The following is a 19,819-nucleotide window of genomic DNA, read 5'->3' as shown; positions in this document are numbered from 1 at the left end:
AAATCACCTGCACATCAGGATAACACACTATTTAATAGACAACTATAGAAATGGATTGTTACAAAGGCGCCTCGACCAACCTGTATTTCACGACCTCAAGGGTGCATCTAACAATTGAAAATTATCATTTTGAAGGTACCAGTAGCAGGGCATCAGCAGTCACCTCTGCATCTGCATTTTTATTGGTTACTTCCACGTAAGCCTTGCTGCCACCTGCTAAGGTATAATTGCCAAGTGATACCCACTCTCCGGAGGTCTGCCCAAGCACTTTCACCTCTGCATCTTTTATCTGCAGCAACTTCAGCCGTTTGCCGTCATGTACGGTAATCTCAGTCACAGCTGACGCATTTTTTTGCTTCGGATAGTAGATGTACAGGTCATACCTGCCAGTTTTAGTGATTACCGGCTGATACCGTACTGAAGAAAGTCCCATACTACCAGGACCAGCAATATAAAAATCAGGACCATATCCTCCCCTCGCCTGTACTTTCCATTCACCCTTTTTCAATACCTTGTCCGTATCGTCATTATCCACCAGGATCTCGGGAGCAGTGCCATCTACTAGCGGATCACGCTTCAGCATGGCCTGCAACTTTGCAACATCAATACTTTGCACAGAAGACTGCGCGTCTATGGCCTGCACGGCTGCTGTGGCTGCGGATTGTGCCAGCACCATAAACACGGGCTCCATCCGGATCGATCCATAAGCAATATGTGTTGCAGAAAGGCATACCGGCACCAGCAGGTTGGCCGCCTCGGACTCTTTTGGCACAAGTGCACGGTAAGCAATTGGATACGGACCGAAACCGCCCTCTTCTACATTACCTTCGTTTTTCACCTCAGCATTTACCACTAACCTGTCGCAATTGTGCGAATCCATCGTGTAAGCAGCCATGCCCACCCCATCTGTTACCAGCTCTTTCCCCTGACAATGCTGTTGTGTCATCACCAGCTGCCCCACCATCCTGCGTGCTTCCCGGATGTACAATTGGTGCGACCAGTTTCCATTTCCAGTGTATTCGTCTTTAGGATAACCCCATTTTTTCATTTCCGCGCGCACATGGCCGGGCACTCTTGGATCATTACCCACAAAATAAAGTAGTCCTTTAGTATATTCAGTATGTGCATTCCAGATCTCCGCACGTTTGCCATAATCGCCATCCGGATATTCCCAGTTCATGCCGATCATATCCGTAGAAAACCCGTTTCTGTTGTTGATGTCCGTCTTTCCATTCGGCATGCCACTCCAGATGAATACGTCCTGCAGCGACTTCCAGTCGCGCTTAGCCATCTGACGCAGCAACAGCTCGTAGCGCTCCGGCCGGTAATCGGCCGGTTTTGTGATTTCCACCTGGTTTTTCGGATCGCTGCTCAGACATATCCGGAAATTGTAGGCCTGCACCTTTTTATCACCCGTCCCAGCTGGGGCAAGACTGTTGCCGCTGATGCCCCATAGCAAACCACTGCTCGCATCTCCCGGAACACGATAGGGATCAATGCCTTCAGGCATCTGATGACCATCCATAAGCTGTACGCCATTGAAAGTCTCCCCATATTCGTTGTTGGCTTCACGGCCCACACGGTAGGAAACACCAGCTTTTGCCATCAGGTCGCCCTCATAAGAGCAATCGATGAATACTTTTGCTGCGACACCATTAACAGCGCCCCCCTTAAAAGTATGCTCCAGCGCGATCTCCCGGATGACATTCCCTTTTTTTGTCAGTCCTGTAATCCGGTTTTCATACCGGACTTCTACCTTTCCTCTTTTGATATAATCCTGAAAGATGTTTTCTGCCACATGGGGTTCAAAAACCCATTGCTCAAAATTGCCGTAATGCTGACCAATGCGCCGGTAAAAATCCAGCGCCAGTCCGCTGATGGCATATTTGTTACCAATGTCGGTCAGGCCCAGTCCACCGGAACTCATGCCCCCAAGGTTCCTGCCCGGTTCAATCAATAATACTTTCTTTCCAAGTTTTGCCCCGGTATAAGCGGCAATGACGCCTGCAGAGGTTCCGCCATAGATACAGATGTCATAAGCCGGTGGCAGCTGCTTGTTCGCTTCTCCGCCCCTGGTACTCGCTACGACCATCAACAACGACAACAGTAGGTTTAACTTTCTTTTCATCAGTAATTCGGATTTTGTATCAGTTTCTTATTCGTTACAGTTTCAATATTCGGAATCGGCCACAGGTAGTCCCGCTCGGCATTGAAGGTACGTACCTCAATCACCCGCATTGCTGCCCTGTTTGGTACAGCAGTGTAATCCGTCAAGCCATTTTCATCAATCTCCGGCGCCGCAGCAACCAGCCCCCGCTGCACTCTTCCGTAAAAGTTTCCTGTCATAGCCTGCTCCGCAATCCTCCAGCGCCTAAGGTCGGTCAAACGGAAGCCTTCCATCGACAACTCATACAAACGCTCTTTACGTACCAGACTGCGGAATGAGACCTGTGTCTGTCCTGCGGGTACCGACGGCATGTTCACACTCGGCCGGTTCCGCACCAGGTTGATCGCATCGTATGCCGACTGGTCCAGCTGGTTGAGTTCATTTTTTGCTTCCGCGTAGATCAACAACACCTCAGCATAGCGGATTTGAATGACGTTCATCTCCGAATTCGTGCGGTCAATGCGGTCGTCCAGATCCACATATTTCCGCCAGCAATATCCAGTGAATGTGGCAAAGGCATTGAGGGCGTCCTGGTTGTCTACCCGAGTAGCCGGTGTGGTATTGTAGTTCCAGCATTTCAGGCTGTCGCGGTGCGTCTCAAACTGATAGTTGAAAAATACCGATCCCGGCAAGGCAATGGTGAACCCAAGCCTTGGGTCCCTGTTTTTGTAAGGATCTGCTGCATCAAACAACGGTGATTCATCGATATTCAATCCGTCAGTACAAGGAAAGACATCTACTAACGATTGTGAGGGCACCTTATTCGAAAACCCCTGGCCATTTCTCGACAGCAGGTTGTTGGGTGTCGAATGCGTTTTTGTTTGTGACGCCCTCAGGTATTGAAAAGCCCAGATGATCTCATTAGAGGTCTGCCCGGCATAGCTGAACAAGGCGCCATAGTTGTTGTGAAGACTGTAAACATTGAGGTCCATAACCGCCTTCGCGGCTTCCGCAGCTACCGCCCAGCGACCGCTGTTCAGTGCCGTCCGCGCTTTGATCCCCAGCGCAGCACCCTTTGTTGCCCTGCCCACATTGGCTCCGCTATAACTGGCATCCAGATCCGGCACAACGTCGGTCAGCTCCTGCAACACAAAATCGACAACCTCCGATTTCGGGGTTTTGGCAACCTGCGAGGTCTCCAGCGTCAGCATGGTCTTCACCAGTGGCACATCGCCAAAATAATCCACCAGGTAATGGTAAGTAAAGGCGCGCACAAAACGGGCCTCGGCACGTGAACGGTTAAGGATGGCCGGGCTCGCTATGCCCTCCACCTTATTGATGTTGTCCAGTACAAAATTGCACTTGGCAATCACCTTATAAGCCTCGCGCCATATCGTCAGTGAATAACCATTATTGCTGTCATGATCTCCCTTTCCCAGACTTTGCAGCGGACTGTTATTGCGGTCCCAGCCAATATCGGTACCGTCATCCACAGAAAGGTTTAAGGGCATCCCATCAATGGCAGCGTAACCTGCCGCCTTATAAATGCCATTTACAGCAAGGATCAGCTCTTCCTGATTGGTAAAGAAAGTCTCATCAGAAGGTCCCGCCAGGGGATCCTTGTCCAGGTAGTTCTTCTTACATGATGGTAATATTGCCACCATAAAGGCAATCATCAAATAGTATATCTTCGTTTTCATCTGTTTTATGTTTAAAAGGTGGCGTCTAAACCGAAACTGTACACTTTCACCTGTGGATAGATATTGACATTTCCTACAGGTGTCTCTACATCATAACCATCCCAGAAGTTGGTAAAAGTGGATACGTTAGAGCCATTGGCAAAAACCCTCAGCCTGTTGAGCTTCACTTTTTTAGCAATTCCGGCGGGCAGGGTATAGCCGATCTGTACATTTTTGATCCTCAGGTAAGAAGCGTCTTTAAGAAAATAACTGGATACCTGCTCATTATTAGACTCCCCGAATGCCAGTCGCGGGTACTTCGCATTTGGGTTTTCAGGTGTCCATCTGTCTTTGTTGTCCTCACGGATGGTGCCACCGATCACACCTACATTGAAGGGCAGAATACCAGGTCCGTTCAGATAACCATCAGCCTTACCGACACCCTGAATCAGCAGCGACAGATCGAATCCTTTGAAGGATCCAGACAGGTTGGACGAAAAAGTATACCTCGGTACTGTACTCCCGATGATCACCTTGTCTGCCTCATTGATCAGGTTGTCGCCATTCTGATCTTTATACCGGATGTCACCCGCTTTTACGGTACCGAATTGTTTTGCATGAGCCGCGACTTCCGCATCGGTGGCAAACAACCCTTCCGCCTGATAGCCGAAAATCGAGTTAATGGCGTACCCTTCTTTATTAACTGTTAATCCCGGCAGGCTTATGCCCTTGGTATCTACCACTGTATTTTTTACATCCGATACATTCAGGTTGACACTATAGTTAAAATCCTTTACATTCCCACGGTAAGTCATCCCAAGCTCCCAGCCATTATTGTCGACTGTTCCTGCATTCTGGAAAGGTCTCTCCAGCCCAATAATCAGGGGGACATCCAACTGTAACAGGATGTCCCTGGTGCGACGGCGGTAATAGTCGGCAGTAATACTCAGGTTGTTAAAGAGTGTAAGGTCCAGGCCAATATTTTTCTCTTCCGTCGTTTCCCAGGAGATGTTTGGATTTGCCATCGCATTCAGCGCAGCAGTATTGACAATTTGTTTGCCCATGGCTGTAGATTCGAGCGCCAGGATCGTTACCGATGGATAAGTACCTATATTCTGATTACCCAGTCTGCCCCAGGACACCCTGATCTTGGCCTCGTTGATGGTCTTTTTCAAGCCAGTCATGAACCCTTCTTCAGAGATTCTCCACCCTGCAGATGCCGAAGGAAAAAATCCGTACTTGTTGCCTTCAGAAAAACGTGAGGAACCGTCGTAACGGGCATTCATTTCCAATAAGTATTTTCCTTTAAAGCTGTAGTTGAACCTGGCGAAAGCAGATTGCAGTGCCCATTCTTCAGCTGTTCCCGTAGCTTTCTGGTTGATGGCAGATCCACCATTCAGCACGGGATATTGCGGGAGGATATACGTATCCCTGTAAGCGCCGATGGACTCCATATAAAGATCTTCACGCGATCCACCCAGGAGCAGTTTAAAGGTGTGTGATTCCAGATTCTTTGTTGCTGTTACCGTAGCCCGCATGTTGTTGAAAAAGGAATGCGCTTCACCTTGCTGCAGGGCGGTCAGTGCAGGTGTAAGGTAGCTCAGGCTACCATTTGGCAGGTAAGATTGTATCGCCTTCCTGAAGTTATTGGTGGAAGACAGTGCATATTTAGGCGAATAGGCAGCCTCTGCTTCCAGCCATTCCACAGGTTTGTAGATTACCGTAGCATTGATACTCCCGAACGGCGCTCTTGTGCGATTGATGCCGCCATCCTTACTTGCAGAAATAGGATTTGAGCCATTCCAGCCTACCCCCCATTGTCCGCTTTCATTGATACCAATCTGATTGGCAGGAATGCCATTCATCCATTGGAAGATAGCACCTGATGAAGCACCAGGCTCTGTGGTAATGGCATTGACATATTGGAGGTCGATCCTTGCCTTCAGTTTATCCGAAAAGGTGATGTCTGCATTGTTGCGGATCGTATAACGCTTGAAGCCTGAATTCTCAATGATCCCTTTCTGATCAAACAGACCGAAGGACCCCAGCAACCTTACTTTTTGGGTTCCTCCCTGGATGTTCAGAAAATGACTCTGCTGCAGTCCCGAACCGGTAAGCGTCTCCTTCTGCCAGTCGGTATTGGGAAACTGATCGGAGTTCCTCCCTCCTTGTGCGGTGTAATCATCAATCAGACCCTGACTATATAATGGCGTCCTGCCGGTATTTACATAAGCTTCATTGATGAGCAGCATGTAGTCCAGGGCGTTTACCATCTTGGGCATATTGGTAGCGCTCTGCCATCCGATGTAATTGTTGTACGAGATGCTGATCTGGTCTGCATTGGCGCGTTTGGTGGTAATCAAAATTACCCCATTTGCTGCCCTGGACCCATAAATCGAGGAAGACGCGGCATCCTTCAGAATAGATACAGATTCGATCAGATTGGGGTCAATGTTATTCATGGAACCCTCAATACCGTCAATCATAACCAAAGGATTTGCAGCAGCATCACTACTCAAGGTACCGATCCCGCGGATGCGGATGGTTCCGGCATCACCGCCAGGTCTGCCCGAGCTCTGTTTCACGGTCACACCGGGCGCCATCCCCTGCAAGGCTGCAGAAGTCTGGCCCATCGGCCTTGCAGCAAGGTCTTTCCCCGTCACCTGCGAGACGGCGCCGGTCAGGTTTACTTTCTTCTGGGTGCCATAACCGACAACCACTACTTCTGTGAGGTTGGCATCTTCCTGCTGCATGACGATATTTAGGGTAGTTTGTGTACCTATAGTCACTTCCTTACTCACATAACCTACAAAGGAAAATACAAGTACCGCGCCGGTAGTAACTTCAATAACATAACGTCCATCCGTACCGGTAACCGTTCCTTTGGTCGTTCCTTTTATTTTTACGCCAACACCCGGAAGCGGAGCCCCGGTACTGTCGGTCACTGTACCACGGATGTCCTGAACGGCACTCTCGCCGCTTCCTTTCGGCTTGGCGCTTTCTGTTTTGGGCGCAGGGATCCCTTTCTGAAGGATGATGTATTTCTCCTTCAGGAGCCATTCCAGGTCTTTTCCTTTGAGCGCATAGCTCAGCACTTCGGCAAGCTCTGCCTCGTCAAAGTCTACAGAAATCCTTTCTGCGTCATTGAGCAGTTTATTGCTGTAAAATACGGTCAGGCCTGTTTGATTTTTGATGGTCTTAAATACGGCAGCAAGTGTGATGTCCTTGCCTTTCATGCTGATCTTGTGGAGTGGTTGCATTCCTGCAAACGCCGGAGACAGCGTACACAGCAGGAAAATAACCGGTAGCATCAGCCGGCCAAATCTGGTCAGGGTTTTAAGCATACATTCTAAGTTTATAGATGGTTTGCTTAGAAGATGCAACAAAGACAAAAATGGGTGAACGCTTTTTTAAAAAATTATTTAAAAGTAAGTATCCCGTTTTTTAGTTCTGCTTTTATGCCCGACGACAACTGCAGATTGCTCAGCACCACCGCCAGCGGCAAGCGCCTGTCAATCTCACCGGTAAAGGTCTGCTGCGCAATGGACGGACTTTGCCAGGCAACCTTTACATCGAACCAGCGACTGATCACCGGGGCGATATCCGAAAGCGCCTGGTTGTGGAAGAAATAAGTTCCATGCATCCATGCCAGTACCTCCTGTGCATCAAAATGTTCCATGTGCAGGTCGTCGTTTGTCAACACCGCCTTTTCTCCTGGCTTTAACCTCAGCAGTTTTCCATCTTTAAGGGCAGATACCGAGCCCTCCACCAGGGCCGCACTAAACTGCTCAGTATCGTAGGCACTCACATTAAATGAGGTGCCATGTACACGCACATCGGCACTACCGGTATGGACGACAAACTCTTGTTCCTTATTTTTTGTAACCTCGAAATAAGCTTCACCTGTCAGGTGAACCTCTCTCCGTCGCTTGCCAAAATGCAGCGGAAAACGCAGACTTGAACTGGCATTCATCCATACTTTGGTGCCGTCCGACAGGGTGATCTTATAATCTTTCGTTGCCGGAACCACCAATGTCACCGATCGGACATCCGCTGTTCCAGCTTTCGTCTGGTAGCTGAGTTCGTCAGCTGTAGCCTTCAATTTTGCGTCGCCGACAGACCATTGCTGGTTTCCGGAGATCTCCATCAGCTGCCCGTCATCACTCTTCAGGTAAATCTGGTTGGAAGCAGCCAGCTTTAATGCTGCAGATGGTTCAACACGGTTCCGCAGAGAGATAAAATACCAGGCCAATGGTAGCGTTAACGCCAGAATGGCGGCGACACCCGCCAGCTGCCAATACCGGGATCGACGGACAACAGGCTGTAGCGATGGTTCGGCCATACGTCCCGAGGTCTGCAGCCATGCTGCATCCGCATTAATACCGGACAGAAATGCCTCCGCAGCAGGACTTGACATCTTTTGCTGCAAGACCTGCCACTGTGCCCTCACCTCTGCATCTCTTAAAATAGCATCCTCGACAATAAGGTCATCGTCCTCACTGATCGTGCCGGCAATCTTCTCAAATAACAGCGCCGCTATGTATTCCTTATGATCTGTCATCGTTATCTATTAGAGTCAGTAATAGGAAATCGGGTGAACGATTCATTTTACTTTAATTAATTTATGTCTGAGCGCCTTCACGGCAAGCTTAAGGTGGGTCTTTATGGAATTGACGGACAAACCCATCTCCTCTGCAGCCTCCTTGTATTTTTTATTGTCCATATATACGAGTTTAAACACCCGCTGTCGCTGCACTGGAAGGTCATTGAATATCAGGTCGAGCTGCCCTGCATAGTCCGGCTCTGCCTCTTGCTGTTCTTCCTCCACCGCAAGCGTATCGGTATACGCATTCAGTCGCCGGTCAGATACCTTTTTATCGCGGATATACATCATGCATTGGTTGTGCACCGCTCCGAACAGGTAAGCTTTAATGGTAGTTTTTACAGATAGGAAATGGGATTTTTGCCAGATGGTCACAAACAGGTTCTGCACCAGATCTTCGGCCTCCATCTCATCTTCAAGAATGAAATAGGCCTTGGCAACCAGCATTTTATAGTACTTTTTGAACACAAGTTCATAAGCAGATTGATTTCCGCTTTTTAGCTCATCCAGTAATATTTGGTCGTCATGCCCCATTAAACAAAATTAATGTGAAGAATAAATATATGGGATAACTCCTTAAAAGCCAAATGTAAAATTACCGGTGTGCTGCTGGAAGACCTGTTCAGTCAGGATGTGTTGTCGCCGGACATTCATAGGTATAACACCTTTTCAAGGTCATCATCGCCGTCCTGACGCGGGTCTTCAGCGTGCCTAACGGAAGCCCTAAAAACTCAGCAGCCTCCACATGACTATACCCTTTAAAGTAAACCAGGTCTATTGCAGTCTGCAAATCAGGCTTTAACCGGAGCACCAGGTTCCGGATTCCAATCACGTCAACATTGTAATTTACCTGATGGCTATGATCTACCTCATGAAAGCAGTCGTCCAGGCGGTTGTTTCTCCCGTGATTTTTCAAATGTCTTGAGCGTAGCCGGTCAACGGCATAGTTTCGGGCAATGTTGATCATCCAGGTAAACAGGCGTCCCCGGGATGCATCATATCTACTGGCAGCATTCCAGATCTTGAATACCACCTCCTGAAAGGCATCGTTGCTCAAATCAGGATCTTTGAGTATGCTCAGCAGCACACCATAGATCGAATCACAGTAGTGCTCATAAATATAGGCAACCGCCTTAATGTCATGGCGCTTTAAGGCCATCACCAGTTGTTCTTCCGTTAGATATCTATTATTCATGTTGTAGCGTTAGTGCCTCGTCGTTATTCTCAAAATACGATGTACTGCTGCCCGCCAGGTTCTCAATGACTATGAAATTAATTTGAGAACAAGCCGCTCCGCTTAAACCGGAAGCCTTACAAACTGAATGTAGTCGGTATTCAAAGGGTTGATTCCTGCCTGCCTGAATAGCGTGGCAATCTGTGCCCGGTGATACGTGCCGTGATTGAAAATATGCGTCAGTATATCCAGGTTACCATCTTCATAAGCGATGCCCTGGGTATTTGTATAACGGATCGGCTGAACATTACTCAGGTCTGTTGCTTTGAGATAAGCGGTCAGCCCCGCTGCACTTTCTTCGAGATACTGTCCACAATCCGATAACTCGGCTAACTCCCATACGCCACGGTTCGGCTGAATGCCACTGATCCTGCTCAACCAGATGGACTGCGCATTCACAATATGGCAGAATATACGCACACAGGTCTCAGGCAGTAGCGCCTGGTGCTTGGTTAGGGCATCAAATACTAAGGCATTGGCCCAGTTATTATAGGTGCAGAGCTTTTTTAACATCGGATCATTTTATTAGGAACAGAAAAATCTGTTGCCAAATTAATCATAATCTTCAATCTATTTCATTGCAATTCAGGATGTCCATCTGATCAACTGAACCGCAGTTAATTAAATCTGCCCTGCACCCCTGATGTGGAGCTGTTATTACCTGTTATAATGGTCTATCGCAGCTTCCAGCTTCCTGGCTGTCGACAGATGTTTAAGCACCCCGCCAAATGCAAAACCTGCACCTACCCCCATCAGCGCGAAAGCTCCCGTCATATTGCCTCCTCTTGGCTCCCGGAACCCAAATGGTCCGGTAGGTTCATTGACCTTATTTACATCAACAAAAAAAGCCACTGTTGATGCCAACAGTGAAACACCAGCAGCAACATACAACACCTTGGTGGTTCTCATGCTCTTCCTATATCCTTCAAGTAGATCAAGGCTCTCCTTGTCGTCAGACATGTCATTTTTAAGATTGATATATTTCACTTTCTTAAGATCACCGTATCCCTTATTATAATACATTGTACCGGTGATCGATTGTGCACTGGAATATGTCGACCGATATCCCGACCGGCGCCTGAATTCTGCTTCCGGCCAGAATTGGTCCCGATAGAGCTCACCGAAAGAGATGTCCTGAAAAAGATTCATGCGCCCCTCAATTACTTTCTCCGCCAGACCGTCGTAGCGACTGGACCCTAGCTTTCTAGTGTTGGCAAAAAATCCGTCCTGATTGTTGATGAACTTCACCTGACCCAGAGGCACACGCCTGGAGTCCGCTCTGACCTGCAGTCTGTCAGACAAATCCATTCGCATCCGGATCCTGTCTGCATAAATAACAGAGTCGGAATAGAGGTATAAAAAGTTTTTTGATTCCTGCAGCTGGGCAGTTGCGCTAAGGCCATAGCAAGCCATTGCGATGATGAGTAATTTTTTCATATCGTTTACATTTGTGTGTAATCAATAATACACAAAACAAAGCCTGGAAACCCTTCTGTAAACGATAAAATACAATCGAAGGACTAATTTTAACGCAGTATTCCTCTATTTCAGAGATCAAAAGAAAACAGCCTCCGGAGCTGCTGTCCGAAGGCTGTTTTTATGATGATTTTAGAAATTCAGTCCGGTATCTGCCGGAAAGGGCAGATACCTGTTCATCCCCTATCTGGACGGCTCAAGCCTAAACTCAAACGACTGATCCTGGTTTAATGGAATTTCGTATTGAGGTAGAGGACCCGGGCCACAGCTCGCATTCCCCAGTCCGCGTTGTACCGCATCCAGGTTCAGGTAAATTTCAGGCTTACGCAACTCATCAAAGTAAGCATGGTATTTATTGTCCCAAAGCTGCCTGTCGCTAAAGTGAAGTGCACTAAAGCTCAGACGGTCCAATGCCACTACCTTCAGCCCTTTATGCCGTCCATCGGTCAGGCTTAACCAACGTACATCCTCACGGTTGCCCATGGTCTGCGAGCGCACATAAGCCACTTCCATATCTTTGGCGGTGGTGTGGTACACACCATAATCTGCTGCAACTTTGCGATCGGAATAATTTTCAAAAGGACCTTTGCCGTAATAGTCCGTTTGCTCCAGTGAAGGTGATACCTTCATGGTCAAGCCCAGTCTCGGCACCTCATATTTACCAGATTTCTGACGGAATACTGTTTTTACATCAACGGCGCCGTTTGCCTGCACGAAATAAGTGATGTGCAGCGGGTAAGTCGTTTGCTGTGCATCAAAACGTATAGACTGATCCACATCAACAAAGTAACCACCATCTGCAGTTTTGTAGCTGAAGTTATTCAATGTGGTTTTGGTCTCTATAAATTCCCTAACATCATTGTTAATCGAACGGTACCAGTTGAACTCCGGGCCGGACTGCTCATGAAGCACCTCTGTACCGTCATATTTTAAGGAAATCATTTTGCCGCTGTTACGGTCAAAATGAACGTCAAAACCATCCCCCTTGATCTCCACAACATTCCCTTGCTCATTCAGTTTCAATGTACTGGCGGCAGCTTTTGCTTTTTTCTTTTTCGCTTCTGCAGCGACAGCCACAGGGGCTGCCGGATAAACGCGTGGCGTCAATGCAAACTGTGCTTCTGCAACTACATGGCCCGCATTTGCCCAGCTTTCTCCGTTTTTCAGCGTAGCTGTGAGGTTCAGAAAATATTCATTTCCAGGCTGCAGTTTTCCAACGGGAACATTCAGTAATAAAGAATCGTTTGGCAATACACTAGCCAGCTCTATCTTTCCTGAATCCGCCGCAAGACCGTTTTTCAACAGCTTCCAGCTCAGGCCAAAAGTATTCAGGTTGAGGAAATCGTACCTGTTGATCACTTTGATTTTCCCTTGTGTCAAATCTTCCGGAATGAACTTCACATACTGAAGCACACGTTTGACTTCCAGTAATTTCGGCGTCACATTGCGGTCAGGTGTCACCAGACCGTCATTGCTGAAGTCGCCGTCATTTGGCGTTTCGCCAAAGCTGCCGCCATAGTAAAATGCAGTCGGTGATTCTCCCGGTTTGACCAGCGACTGGTCAATCCAATCCCACACACAGCCGCCAATCATTCTTTGCGATTTATTCTCAATATAATCCCAATACTCGACAAAGTTGCCCAGGGCATTGCCCATGGAGTGCGCATACTCACATAGGAAATATGGTCTGTCGCTATTTCTGCGGTCCATCCTGGCCATGCCATCAATGGAAGGGTACATGTGCGAGTCCATATCGGCAACCTCGCTCCTGCCCTCGTAATGAGTCGGGCGACTGCCATCCAGTTCTTTCACCCTTTTTGCAATGGCGATAAAGTTATCACCACCACCGGATTCATTACCGAAAGACCAGAAGACCACCGATGGGTGGTTTTTATCGCGACTGATCAGACGCTCCTGGCGGTCAATCATTGCCGGCAGCCAGTCCGGGTTATTTGAAAGGCTATGGTTACCATGACATTCCAGGTCGGCCTCATCCATAATGTACAATCCGTAATAATCATAAAGGGCGTACATCTTCGGATCGTTTGGATAGTGGCTGGTACGTACGGTGTTCAGGTTGTGCTGCTTCATCAGGGTGATGTCCCTGATCATCGACTCCACCGGAACGGCCTTACCAAGTACCGGATGGATGTCATGTCTGTTTACGCCCTTGAACAATACCTTTTCTCCGTTGATGTAAGCCACTTTGTTTTTGATCTCTATCTTGCGGAAACCAAACTTCGTACTGGTTGCTTCCAAGGTATTTCCTGCAGCATCCTTCCATTCCAGTACCACAGTGTAAAGATTTGGTGTTTCTGCAGTCCAGAGCAAAGGTTTGGTCACCATTGCGGAAAGGTTCAGCTGCTGCTGTTGCCCGCCACGGATGCCATCCACTGCTTTTTTCATTTCCAGTAAAGGTTGTCCCTGGGCATCCAGCAGGCTTACTTGTAACGATCCCGCAGCAGGTCCGGATTTCCCCAGGTTGCGCATAGTGGCATCTAGCTTAAAGTTGGCTTTGCCGTAATCATCACCACTGAAATCAGCAGAAACATAAAAATCCTGTAAATGTGCTTTTGGTGTAGCCAGCAGGTAAACATCGCGATGGATACCACTCAGACGGAACATATCCTGATCTTCAATATAACTGCCATCTGTCCAGCGATAAACTTCGCAAGCCAAGGTGTTTACACCACTTTTAACATATTTGGTGATGTCAAATTCTGCCACGTTGTTGGCACCCTGGCTATAGCCGACCTTTTTGCCGTTTACATACACAAAAAGTCCGCTGTAAGCACCATCAAAATGCAGTGTAATGGCTTTATCCTTCCAGTCATCGGGAATTGTAAATTCTCTTCTGTACGATCCAACGGCATTAGGTTCATTTTCTACCGTATACCCTTTGACAGGCTGAATGAAAGGAGGGTTATTTTTAAAAGGATAGGTAATATTCGTATAGATAGGTGTACCATAACCCAGCATCTCCCAATTGGAAGGCACCGGAATTTCTTTCCAGGAGGAAACATCATAACCTGGTTTATAGAAATCTTCAGGACGATCCTGAGGCTGCTTAGACCAGTTGAATTTCCACTGTCCATTCAGCAACTGATACCTCGAAGAATGCGGATACAGCCATGGAGATTTGAAGTACTCATCCTTCATCATTTCTTTTTTTGAAGCAAATGGGATAAAAGTAGCGCGACCAGCTTCTTTATTGATGCCAAAGATCTGCTCGTTCTCCCATACATTTTTGCTGACAACCTTTTTGTCTTTAGGAATTTTAACCTTCACCTCCACAATCCTCCATTGCTGCTGCACACGCTCAGGATCTGCTTTAGTATAGATGAGCTTCCCATCATTGCGGTAGTCGAATGCTTTGTCTTTCCTGCGGTTGGTGATATAGAAGGTACCATCAGCCGCCGGGCTAATGAGAAACTGCTGATTGGGATTCTCCTTACTGGCTGTCCACTGCAGCATCAGCGTCATCTCATCGTCAGGCCTGTTGCCATTGTCTATGCTGCTCTTATACTTCGAGCTTGTAATGGTAAAAGTTCCGTCTTTGGCCGGCAATATGGTCCACACCTGCCCAAGGTTTTCCTTTACATTCGCTGTAAGCATCAACAGCGCATCATTTTCACCGGTATTGCCATTATCGATGGCCATACCCTTATCGTTAACAATCTTGTAGTAGAGGTCGGGAGCAAAAGTTTGTGCCCACCCCGTCCGGCAAAAGAACAGCATCGCTGCTGTAAGCGTTAATAAAAATTTCAATTTCATTCGTTATGGTTTTTGTGTCGCTCCAAAAATAGCATATTGGTGATATTTTGAGCACAAAAAAGAATATTTATATCATAGCACTCAGCAGATTAGCGGTTTTTCACACTTAAAACGTCATAATTACAGTTACAACACCAAAATTAACAAGTGATGACGGTCACTTTACAAGAAAAAACCATTCAAAAAGAACTGATCAAATTAAATCTTCCGCTATTTTATAAGCCACAATGAATAATTTTGAAAATACAATTCCTTTGTGAATATTTGTTCAGCAATGAATGAGTCATTGCATCACCCGATTTTAATTTAAAACCTTCAGCTCCCGGCCTGTCTTCATAGTATATTGGTTTTGGATAAGCCTCATATTAAGACAACGATGCTCCATAATTTATACGGTGTTGATACATCAATCTGCTGTATCAAGGCCCTAGCAACCCTCTGGAAAAACCCTCTGAATCACCTATCAAACGTAAACAGTAACAGAACTTAATATAGATGACGACGGTATGTGCCCCATTCCAATTGTCACAAATACAAGGGCACCATCTGGCGCCAGTATTTTGCGCGATGTGCATCGTCCTGCCACAGATAAAGCTGATTGGGAATATTTTTCTCCCAGAGCACATTGCTGAATTCCTTATTGCCCGCCAGAAATGGATCCGCTTCGCCGATGGCAATAATAATTTCCATCTGTCTTACGGCGTCAAGAAGGTAAGGATCAGACAAGTTGGAGATGTACTGACCGGGCATATTAAAATACACATCTTCGTTGTGATAGCCATCAAACAGGTCTTTAAAATGCCCCGGACTGGAAGTGAGGTCGTAGCGTCCGCTGATGCCTACAGCCTTTTTAAACAACCAGGGATATTTCATGGCGAGGTTCATGGCATGGTAAGCGCCCATACTGCAACCCGCCACCTGATGCCATCCACTGTTATTTTTTTGATGCATCAGGGGAATCACCTCCTCCAGGATATAACGCTCATATTGCAGGTGCCTTTCCATACGCGCTGCAGGATGCAGATGCGGATTATAAAAACTCTCTCCATCAATGCTGTCGACACAAAAGAGCTGAACCTCCCCCCTGTCGATCTGAGCTTGCATAGCAGCAATGATGCCCCAATTTTCATAATCGTAAAACCTGGCCATCCTGGTCGGAAAGAACAATATGACCCTTCCGCCATGGCCAAAAATTAAAAGCTCCATATCCCGGTTTAACCGATGACTAAACCACTTGTGGTATTCTCTGTTCATGCTGCCCGATGGTTATCTTGTGGAAGATCAGCCTTATATGTTAGATAATTGTTAATTCGTGGTAATGATTAACCTATTGCATGCCGAATGACTTCCTTCCACAACAAATAACCTTCCCTGCTAAGGTGCAGCTCATCCTGGGCATACAGTTCCTTTTGAGGATGTCCTGATTTATCGAGCATCTTTTTGAATACATCAATAAATGTCCAGTTGCCACTCAGCTTGATGATTTCACTTTCAATGAGGTTGTTGGTATAACGGAAACTATCTGCCATGTGCCAGCGACTGGAGCTTGGCTTCAGGGAAACAAAATAACAGGGAATCCGGTCGCCATACCTTGCCGCTGCCTTCACCATAAGGTGCTGGAAGAAAATAAAGATCTCCTCCGGGTTCCTGCCATCCCCAAGGTCATTGTCGCCGGCATAAACCACGAGTGCCTTTGGTTCATAATGCATCATAATGCGCTCAAAAAACCATACGCAAGCCGCCAGCGTAGAACCTCCAAAACCGAGATTCACCACTTTAAGTCCTGCAAAGTCATCATGCAGCTGATCCCAAAGCCGGATCGAAGAGCTACCATAGAAAATCACATCAGGCTCATGACCTGTATAAGAACACTCACGCTCCAACCTTTTTACCTCGTCTTCGTACCAATACATCTTTACCGATCTTGACCATAAAGATAATCAGATGAATAAAAGGAGCGACAAATCTTTATATTAAGTTTTCAATTGCAGACGGGCTGAAAGCAAAAATTCAATAACACAAATTTAACGCAGCAAAAAAGACAAGTTAACTTAAAAAAAGCATACCACATAGCGCAACCAGCGCCGCAAACAGCGTATTTAGAAAATTGACGGTATTGTTCCCAATGTATTGACGCCTTTCGAATGCGGCACCAAGCACAGAATCCATAAGGTTCCCCAGGATGCCGGCCACTGCAACATACATACTGAGTCTGCTCCATCCTCCATAAATCAAGCCCATCAACCCCGCGGCAATAGCGCCAATCAGCGTACCCTCGATACTGACCACACCATCCAGTCCTTTGAAGTCTTTCCTGAAGTTCAGGATGTGGTAAAAGCCACGGCCATACACCGTTCCAAGTTCCGAGGAAAGGGTGTCCGACAATGCTGCAGCCAGACTCGCCGCCATCATCAGGAGATACAAAGATTGATGGAGCGGATCGATGAGTATGGCGACAGCAAGTAACCCACTCATGCCGCCATTGGCCAATACCTGCCATACATCCCGTCCTTCAGGATGCCTGGCTACGGAGTCTGTCCCGGCCTTCCTGCGTTTTCCATGAGCCGTAGCCAGCACGCTCAAAATGAAAAAGGTGAACAGCAGGATCAACCCTCGCTCCCTGGCAGCCAAATAAACCAGGGCACCCAAAAACAATGCAGCAATACCCGCTGTGATCGTCAGCTTTCTGGCCCGCATACAAAATACCATTACGGCAATCAGCAACAGCAGTACGGGAAGAAAATAGAGGTTTACATGCGGCATATAAAGCGAATATAGCTAATGTCAGCCTGTTTTCAGGTCTTCGGCAGCAAAGGAGACGTTAAAATTTGTAACTTTGAAAAATTAAAAAAACATCATGGCAGTATTACATAGAAAAGAAGAGAAAATTGAAGCAGTGTTGAGTAAGCTTCCAAAAGACTACACGGGAGAACAGTTTGTAGAAACTTTTATCCAGTTATATTCAAGAGACTGGGGAAAGATCAAAGCAAACTACCTTAAACAATCGCAGGACAAGGAACCCGGTACAGTGATCACCATGCCTAAACCTGATATCTATCTTAAAAATCTGCTCAGCACCTACCTGGAAAACACTCAGAAATAATACTTTTTATTGCCATTCCTGCATCTATGGCAGGATTATTGGGCGATACGGCGCAGAATAATATCTCCCCCTATATTAGATTGCCAAAAGACCAGCTGTGATCCCCTAATCACAGCTGGTTCTGGTTATAACCGTATCTTAAACGTTTATCAAGAAGGTCTATTCAGTTGTACTAAAACGTATTTTTAAAATCTGCTATCCTTTTTTCCTGACAATACTTTCCTGATAAAAAGACATTAGTGTCAAAAATAATAGGCAGTCTGGAATTGACTGACAAACTACTTTAAAAAGCAAGTCTTAATTTCAAAAAGATTATCGTTCATGATTCCGCAGATCAACCCAAACACTTTAAACATGATGGCACTGGAAAACAGAACGATTAATAATGGATAACTCAAATTTTTCATACTTAATCTGATTGGTCAGGCAAACATACAAGAATATGTGCTTTTATTTTCCTGTCAACCTTAAATTATGTAGTTCAGACTGGGTATAAATAATTTAAAAATCCCCCGTTGCAACTTTAAAGAGCCATCAATTTGGGTGAATCAAAAGGCATTAAAGCCGATAATTCACATTTAAAAACTAAAATAAAAGCTAACAAACGATCTTTTAGCACGGAAAAACACAAAATACCAACCATTTTTAGTAGAAAAATTATAAAACACACACATTACATGTCTTTGATCTGCAAGTTGCCTGAGAAATAAAACCATAAAATCAAATATTGACATTTTTATATTATACAATTTTAGCATTTGATTGTACATTTTATACACGAATTGGCATAAAAAACACCTATGACATTAAAATTACATTAGCAAAATCACCATTCATGATATCTACAAGCCATTTTAATGGCTTAATAGCGTCGTCTTACTTGGATTAAGAAAAAAAAGCATAGTGTATTTTGTACACTCTAAAATATTTACTATATTTGTTTCAACAAAAGGCGATAATGTTACGCAAATGTTAAGCTAACATTGCCTGATTGAGAGATTGAAATAATTGTTCGCTGTTTAGCTTGAGTAAAGGATCATCTGATCTGGGCTCGCTACAGGAGAACCTAAAGAGAAAACCCGTTCATACAGGTTTATATTTGGTTAGAATAGGGATGTGTCTGGATGGAGCAACCCTTTCTTTTTTTCTAGCCTATCTGTACTTTAAACACGGTTTTAAATCGTTCCCGTTTCTAACTAAATAAAAATTACCCCTATTTTTCATGAATTTTGTGTTTTGTTGTGTATGTTTTTGTGTATAATTCATTGATAAGATTTTCCAGAAAAAGATCCTTATCGTTTACCAAGTTATTTAAGGCAAAACCAACATTTATCCTTTGCGGTTCCGAAACTCGTTTAACTACGTGAGTTATCCAACAATTTGCCACTGCAGTGAAGCTGCTATCCAAAGGCACCAACCAAAAAAAACACAGGCTATTTAAAAACGAATTGGAAAGTACGGTACAGCTGCCCATTAAATAAGTTTTAAATGATACTGATGTATTTCCCCATAGTAAAGATTAGCCTGAATGTCTGTCCCCCCTTCCGTAAAAAGGTATAAGAGATTCCTACATCTGTATCAGTCAGCTGGTGTCCACTTTGTCTAATTTTGAATCTAAAACATATTAGAAAAATGGGAAAAACAATTTTTATCACCGAGTCCCAACGAATTCAAGAAAAACCTTTTACATTAATTTTTTATACGTATGCCACATATACAAGTTAAAATGTATCCGGGAGTGACGGAAGAAAATAAAAAAGAATTAGCCATAGAATTGACGGAGCTGAGAGAATTTTCTATAAAATAAATAGTTTGTATTACACTAAATCTGTGGGTCAATTGA

At 45.8% G+C, this 19,819-nt stretch carries 14 protein-coding genes; 2 read left to right on the top strand and 12 right to left on the bottom strand.

Annotated elements, in window-relative coordinates:
* Positions 1-124: 124 nt before the first annotated feature.
* From PBAL39_RS19425 to PBAL39_RS19370, 12 genes are all read right to left on the bottom strand, one after another.
* Entirely contained in the window at positions 125-2,128 is a 2,004-nt protein-coding gene (locus tag PBAL39_RS19425) for an FAD-dependent oxidoreductase (protein ID WP_008244728.1), read from the bottom strand.
* The gene (locus PBAL39_RS19420; protein ID WP_008244726.1) at positions 2,128-3,807 is read right to left on the bottom strand and encodes a RagB/SusD family nutrient uptake outer membrane protein; all 1,680 of its coding nucleotides are present in this window, start codon (positions 3,805-3,807) and stop codon (positions 2,128-2,130) included. The genes PBAL39_RS19425 and PBAL39_RS19420 overlap by 1 nt, the downstream gene beginning before the upstream one ends.
* A gap of 11 nt (positions 3,808-3,818) precedes the next feature.
* A complete protein-coding gene (locus PBAL39_RS19415) occupies positions 3,819-7,130 on the bottom strand; it encodes a TonB-dependent receptor (RefSeq protein WP_008244724.1) in 3,312 nt (1,103 codons plus the stop codon).
* Between the two features lie 74 nt (positions 7,131-7,204).
* On the bottom strand, positions 7,205-8,347 hold the full coding sequence (locus PBAL39_RS19410; protein ID WP_008244723.1) for a FecR family protein: 1,143 nt from the start codon (positions 8,345-8,347) through the stop codon (positions 7,205-7,207).
* 42 nt (positions 8,348-8,389) lie between these two features.
* The gene (locus tag PBAL39_RS19405) at positions 8,390-8,923 is read right to left on the bottom strand and encodes an RNA polymerase sigma factor (RefSeq protein ID WP_008244721.1); all 534 of its coding nucleotides are present in this window, start codon (positions 8,921-8,923) and stop codon (positions 8,390-8,392) included.
* A gap of 88 nt (positions 8,924-9,011) precedes the next feature.
* On the bottom strand, positions 9,012-9,584 hold the full coding sequence (locus tag PBAL39_RS19400; RefSeq protein ID WP_008244720.1) for an RNA polymerase sigma factor: 573 nt from the start codon (positions 9,582-9,584) through the stop codon (positions 9,012-9,014).
* 102 nt (positions 9,585-9,686) lie between these two features.
* Complete coding sequence (locus tag PBAL39_RS19395) at positions 9,687-10,136, bottom strand: DinB family protein (protein ID WP_008244719.1); 450 nt, start codon at positions 10,134-10,136, stop codon at positions 9,687-9,689.
* 144 nt (positions 10,137-10,280) lie between these two features.
* The gene (locus PBAL39_RS19390; RefSeq protein WP_008244718.1) at positions 10,281-11,060 is read right to left on the bottom strand and encodes a hypothetical protein; all 780 of its coding nucleotides are present in this window, start codon (positions 11,058-11,060) and stop codon (positions 10,281-10,283) included.
* Positions 11,061-11,282: 222 nt separating this feature from the next.
* Entirely contained in the window at positions 11,283-14,873 is a 3,591-nt protein-coding gene (locus tag PBAL39_RS19385; protein ID WP_008244717.1) for a glycoside hydrolase family 2 TIM barrel-domain containing protein, read from the bottom strand.
* A gap of 525 nt (positions 14,874-15,398) precedes the next feature.
* A complete protein-coding gene (locus tag PBAL39_RS19380; RefSeq protein ID WP_039867161.1) occupies positions 15,399-16,127 on the bottom strand; it encodes an esterase family protein in 729 nt (242 codons plus the stop codon).
* A 68-nt stretch (positions 16,128-16,195) separates the two neighbouring features.
* Positions 16,196-16,786: a GDSL-type esterase/lipase family protein gene (locus PBAL39_RS19375; RefSeq protein ID WP_008244715.1), complete on the bottom strand. Its 591-nt coding sequence runs from the start codon at positions 16,784-16,786 to the stop codon at positions 16,196-16,198.
* Between the two features lie 133 nt (positions 16,787-16,919).
* Positions 16,920-17,636 (bottom strand): DUF92 domain-containing protein, encoded by a 717-nt coding sequence (locus PBAL39_RS19370; RefSeq protein ID WP_008244714.1) that lies wholly within the window; start codon positions 17,634-17,636, stop codon positions 16,920-16,922.
* 94 nt (positions 17,637-17,730) lie between these two features.
* On the opposite strand from PBAL39_RS19370, the gene PBAL39_RS19365 reads away from it, so the two are divergent.
* Both PBAL39_RS19365 and PBAL39_RS25930 read left to right on the top strand, forming a co-directional pair.
* On the top strand, positions 17,731-17,976 hold the full coding sequence (locus tag PBAL39_RS19365) for a hypothetical protein (protein ID WP_008244712.1): 246 nt from the start codon (positions 17,731-17,733) through the stop codon (positions 17,974-17,976).
* Between the two features lie 1,705 nt (positions 17,977-19,681).
* Positions 19,682-19,783, top strand: coding sequence for a tautomerase family protein (locus tag PBAL39_RS25930; RefSeq protein WP_157274115.1), 102 nt, complete (start codon positions 19,682-19,684; stop codon positions 19,781-19,783).
* The last annotated feature ends 36 nt before the right edge of the window (positions 19,784-19,819 follow it).

The organism is Pedobacter sp. BAL39, from assembly GCF_000170795.1.
GTDB lineage: Bacteria > Bacteroidota > Bacteroidia > Sphingobacteriales > Sphingobacteriaceae > Pedobacter.
The sequence above is the reverse complement of the archived record's forward strand: the minus strand, read 5'-3'. Positions and strand labels throughout refer to the sequence as shown.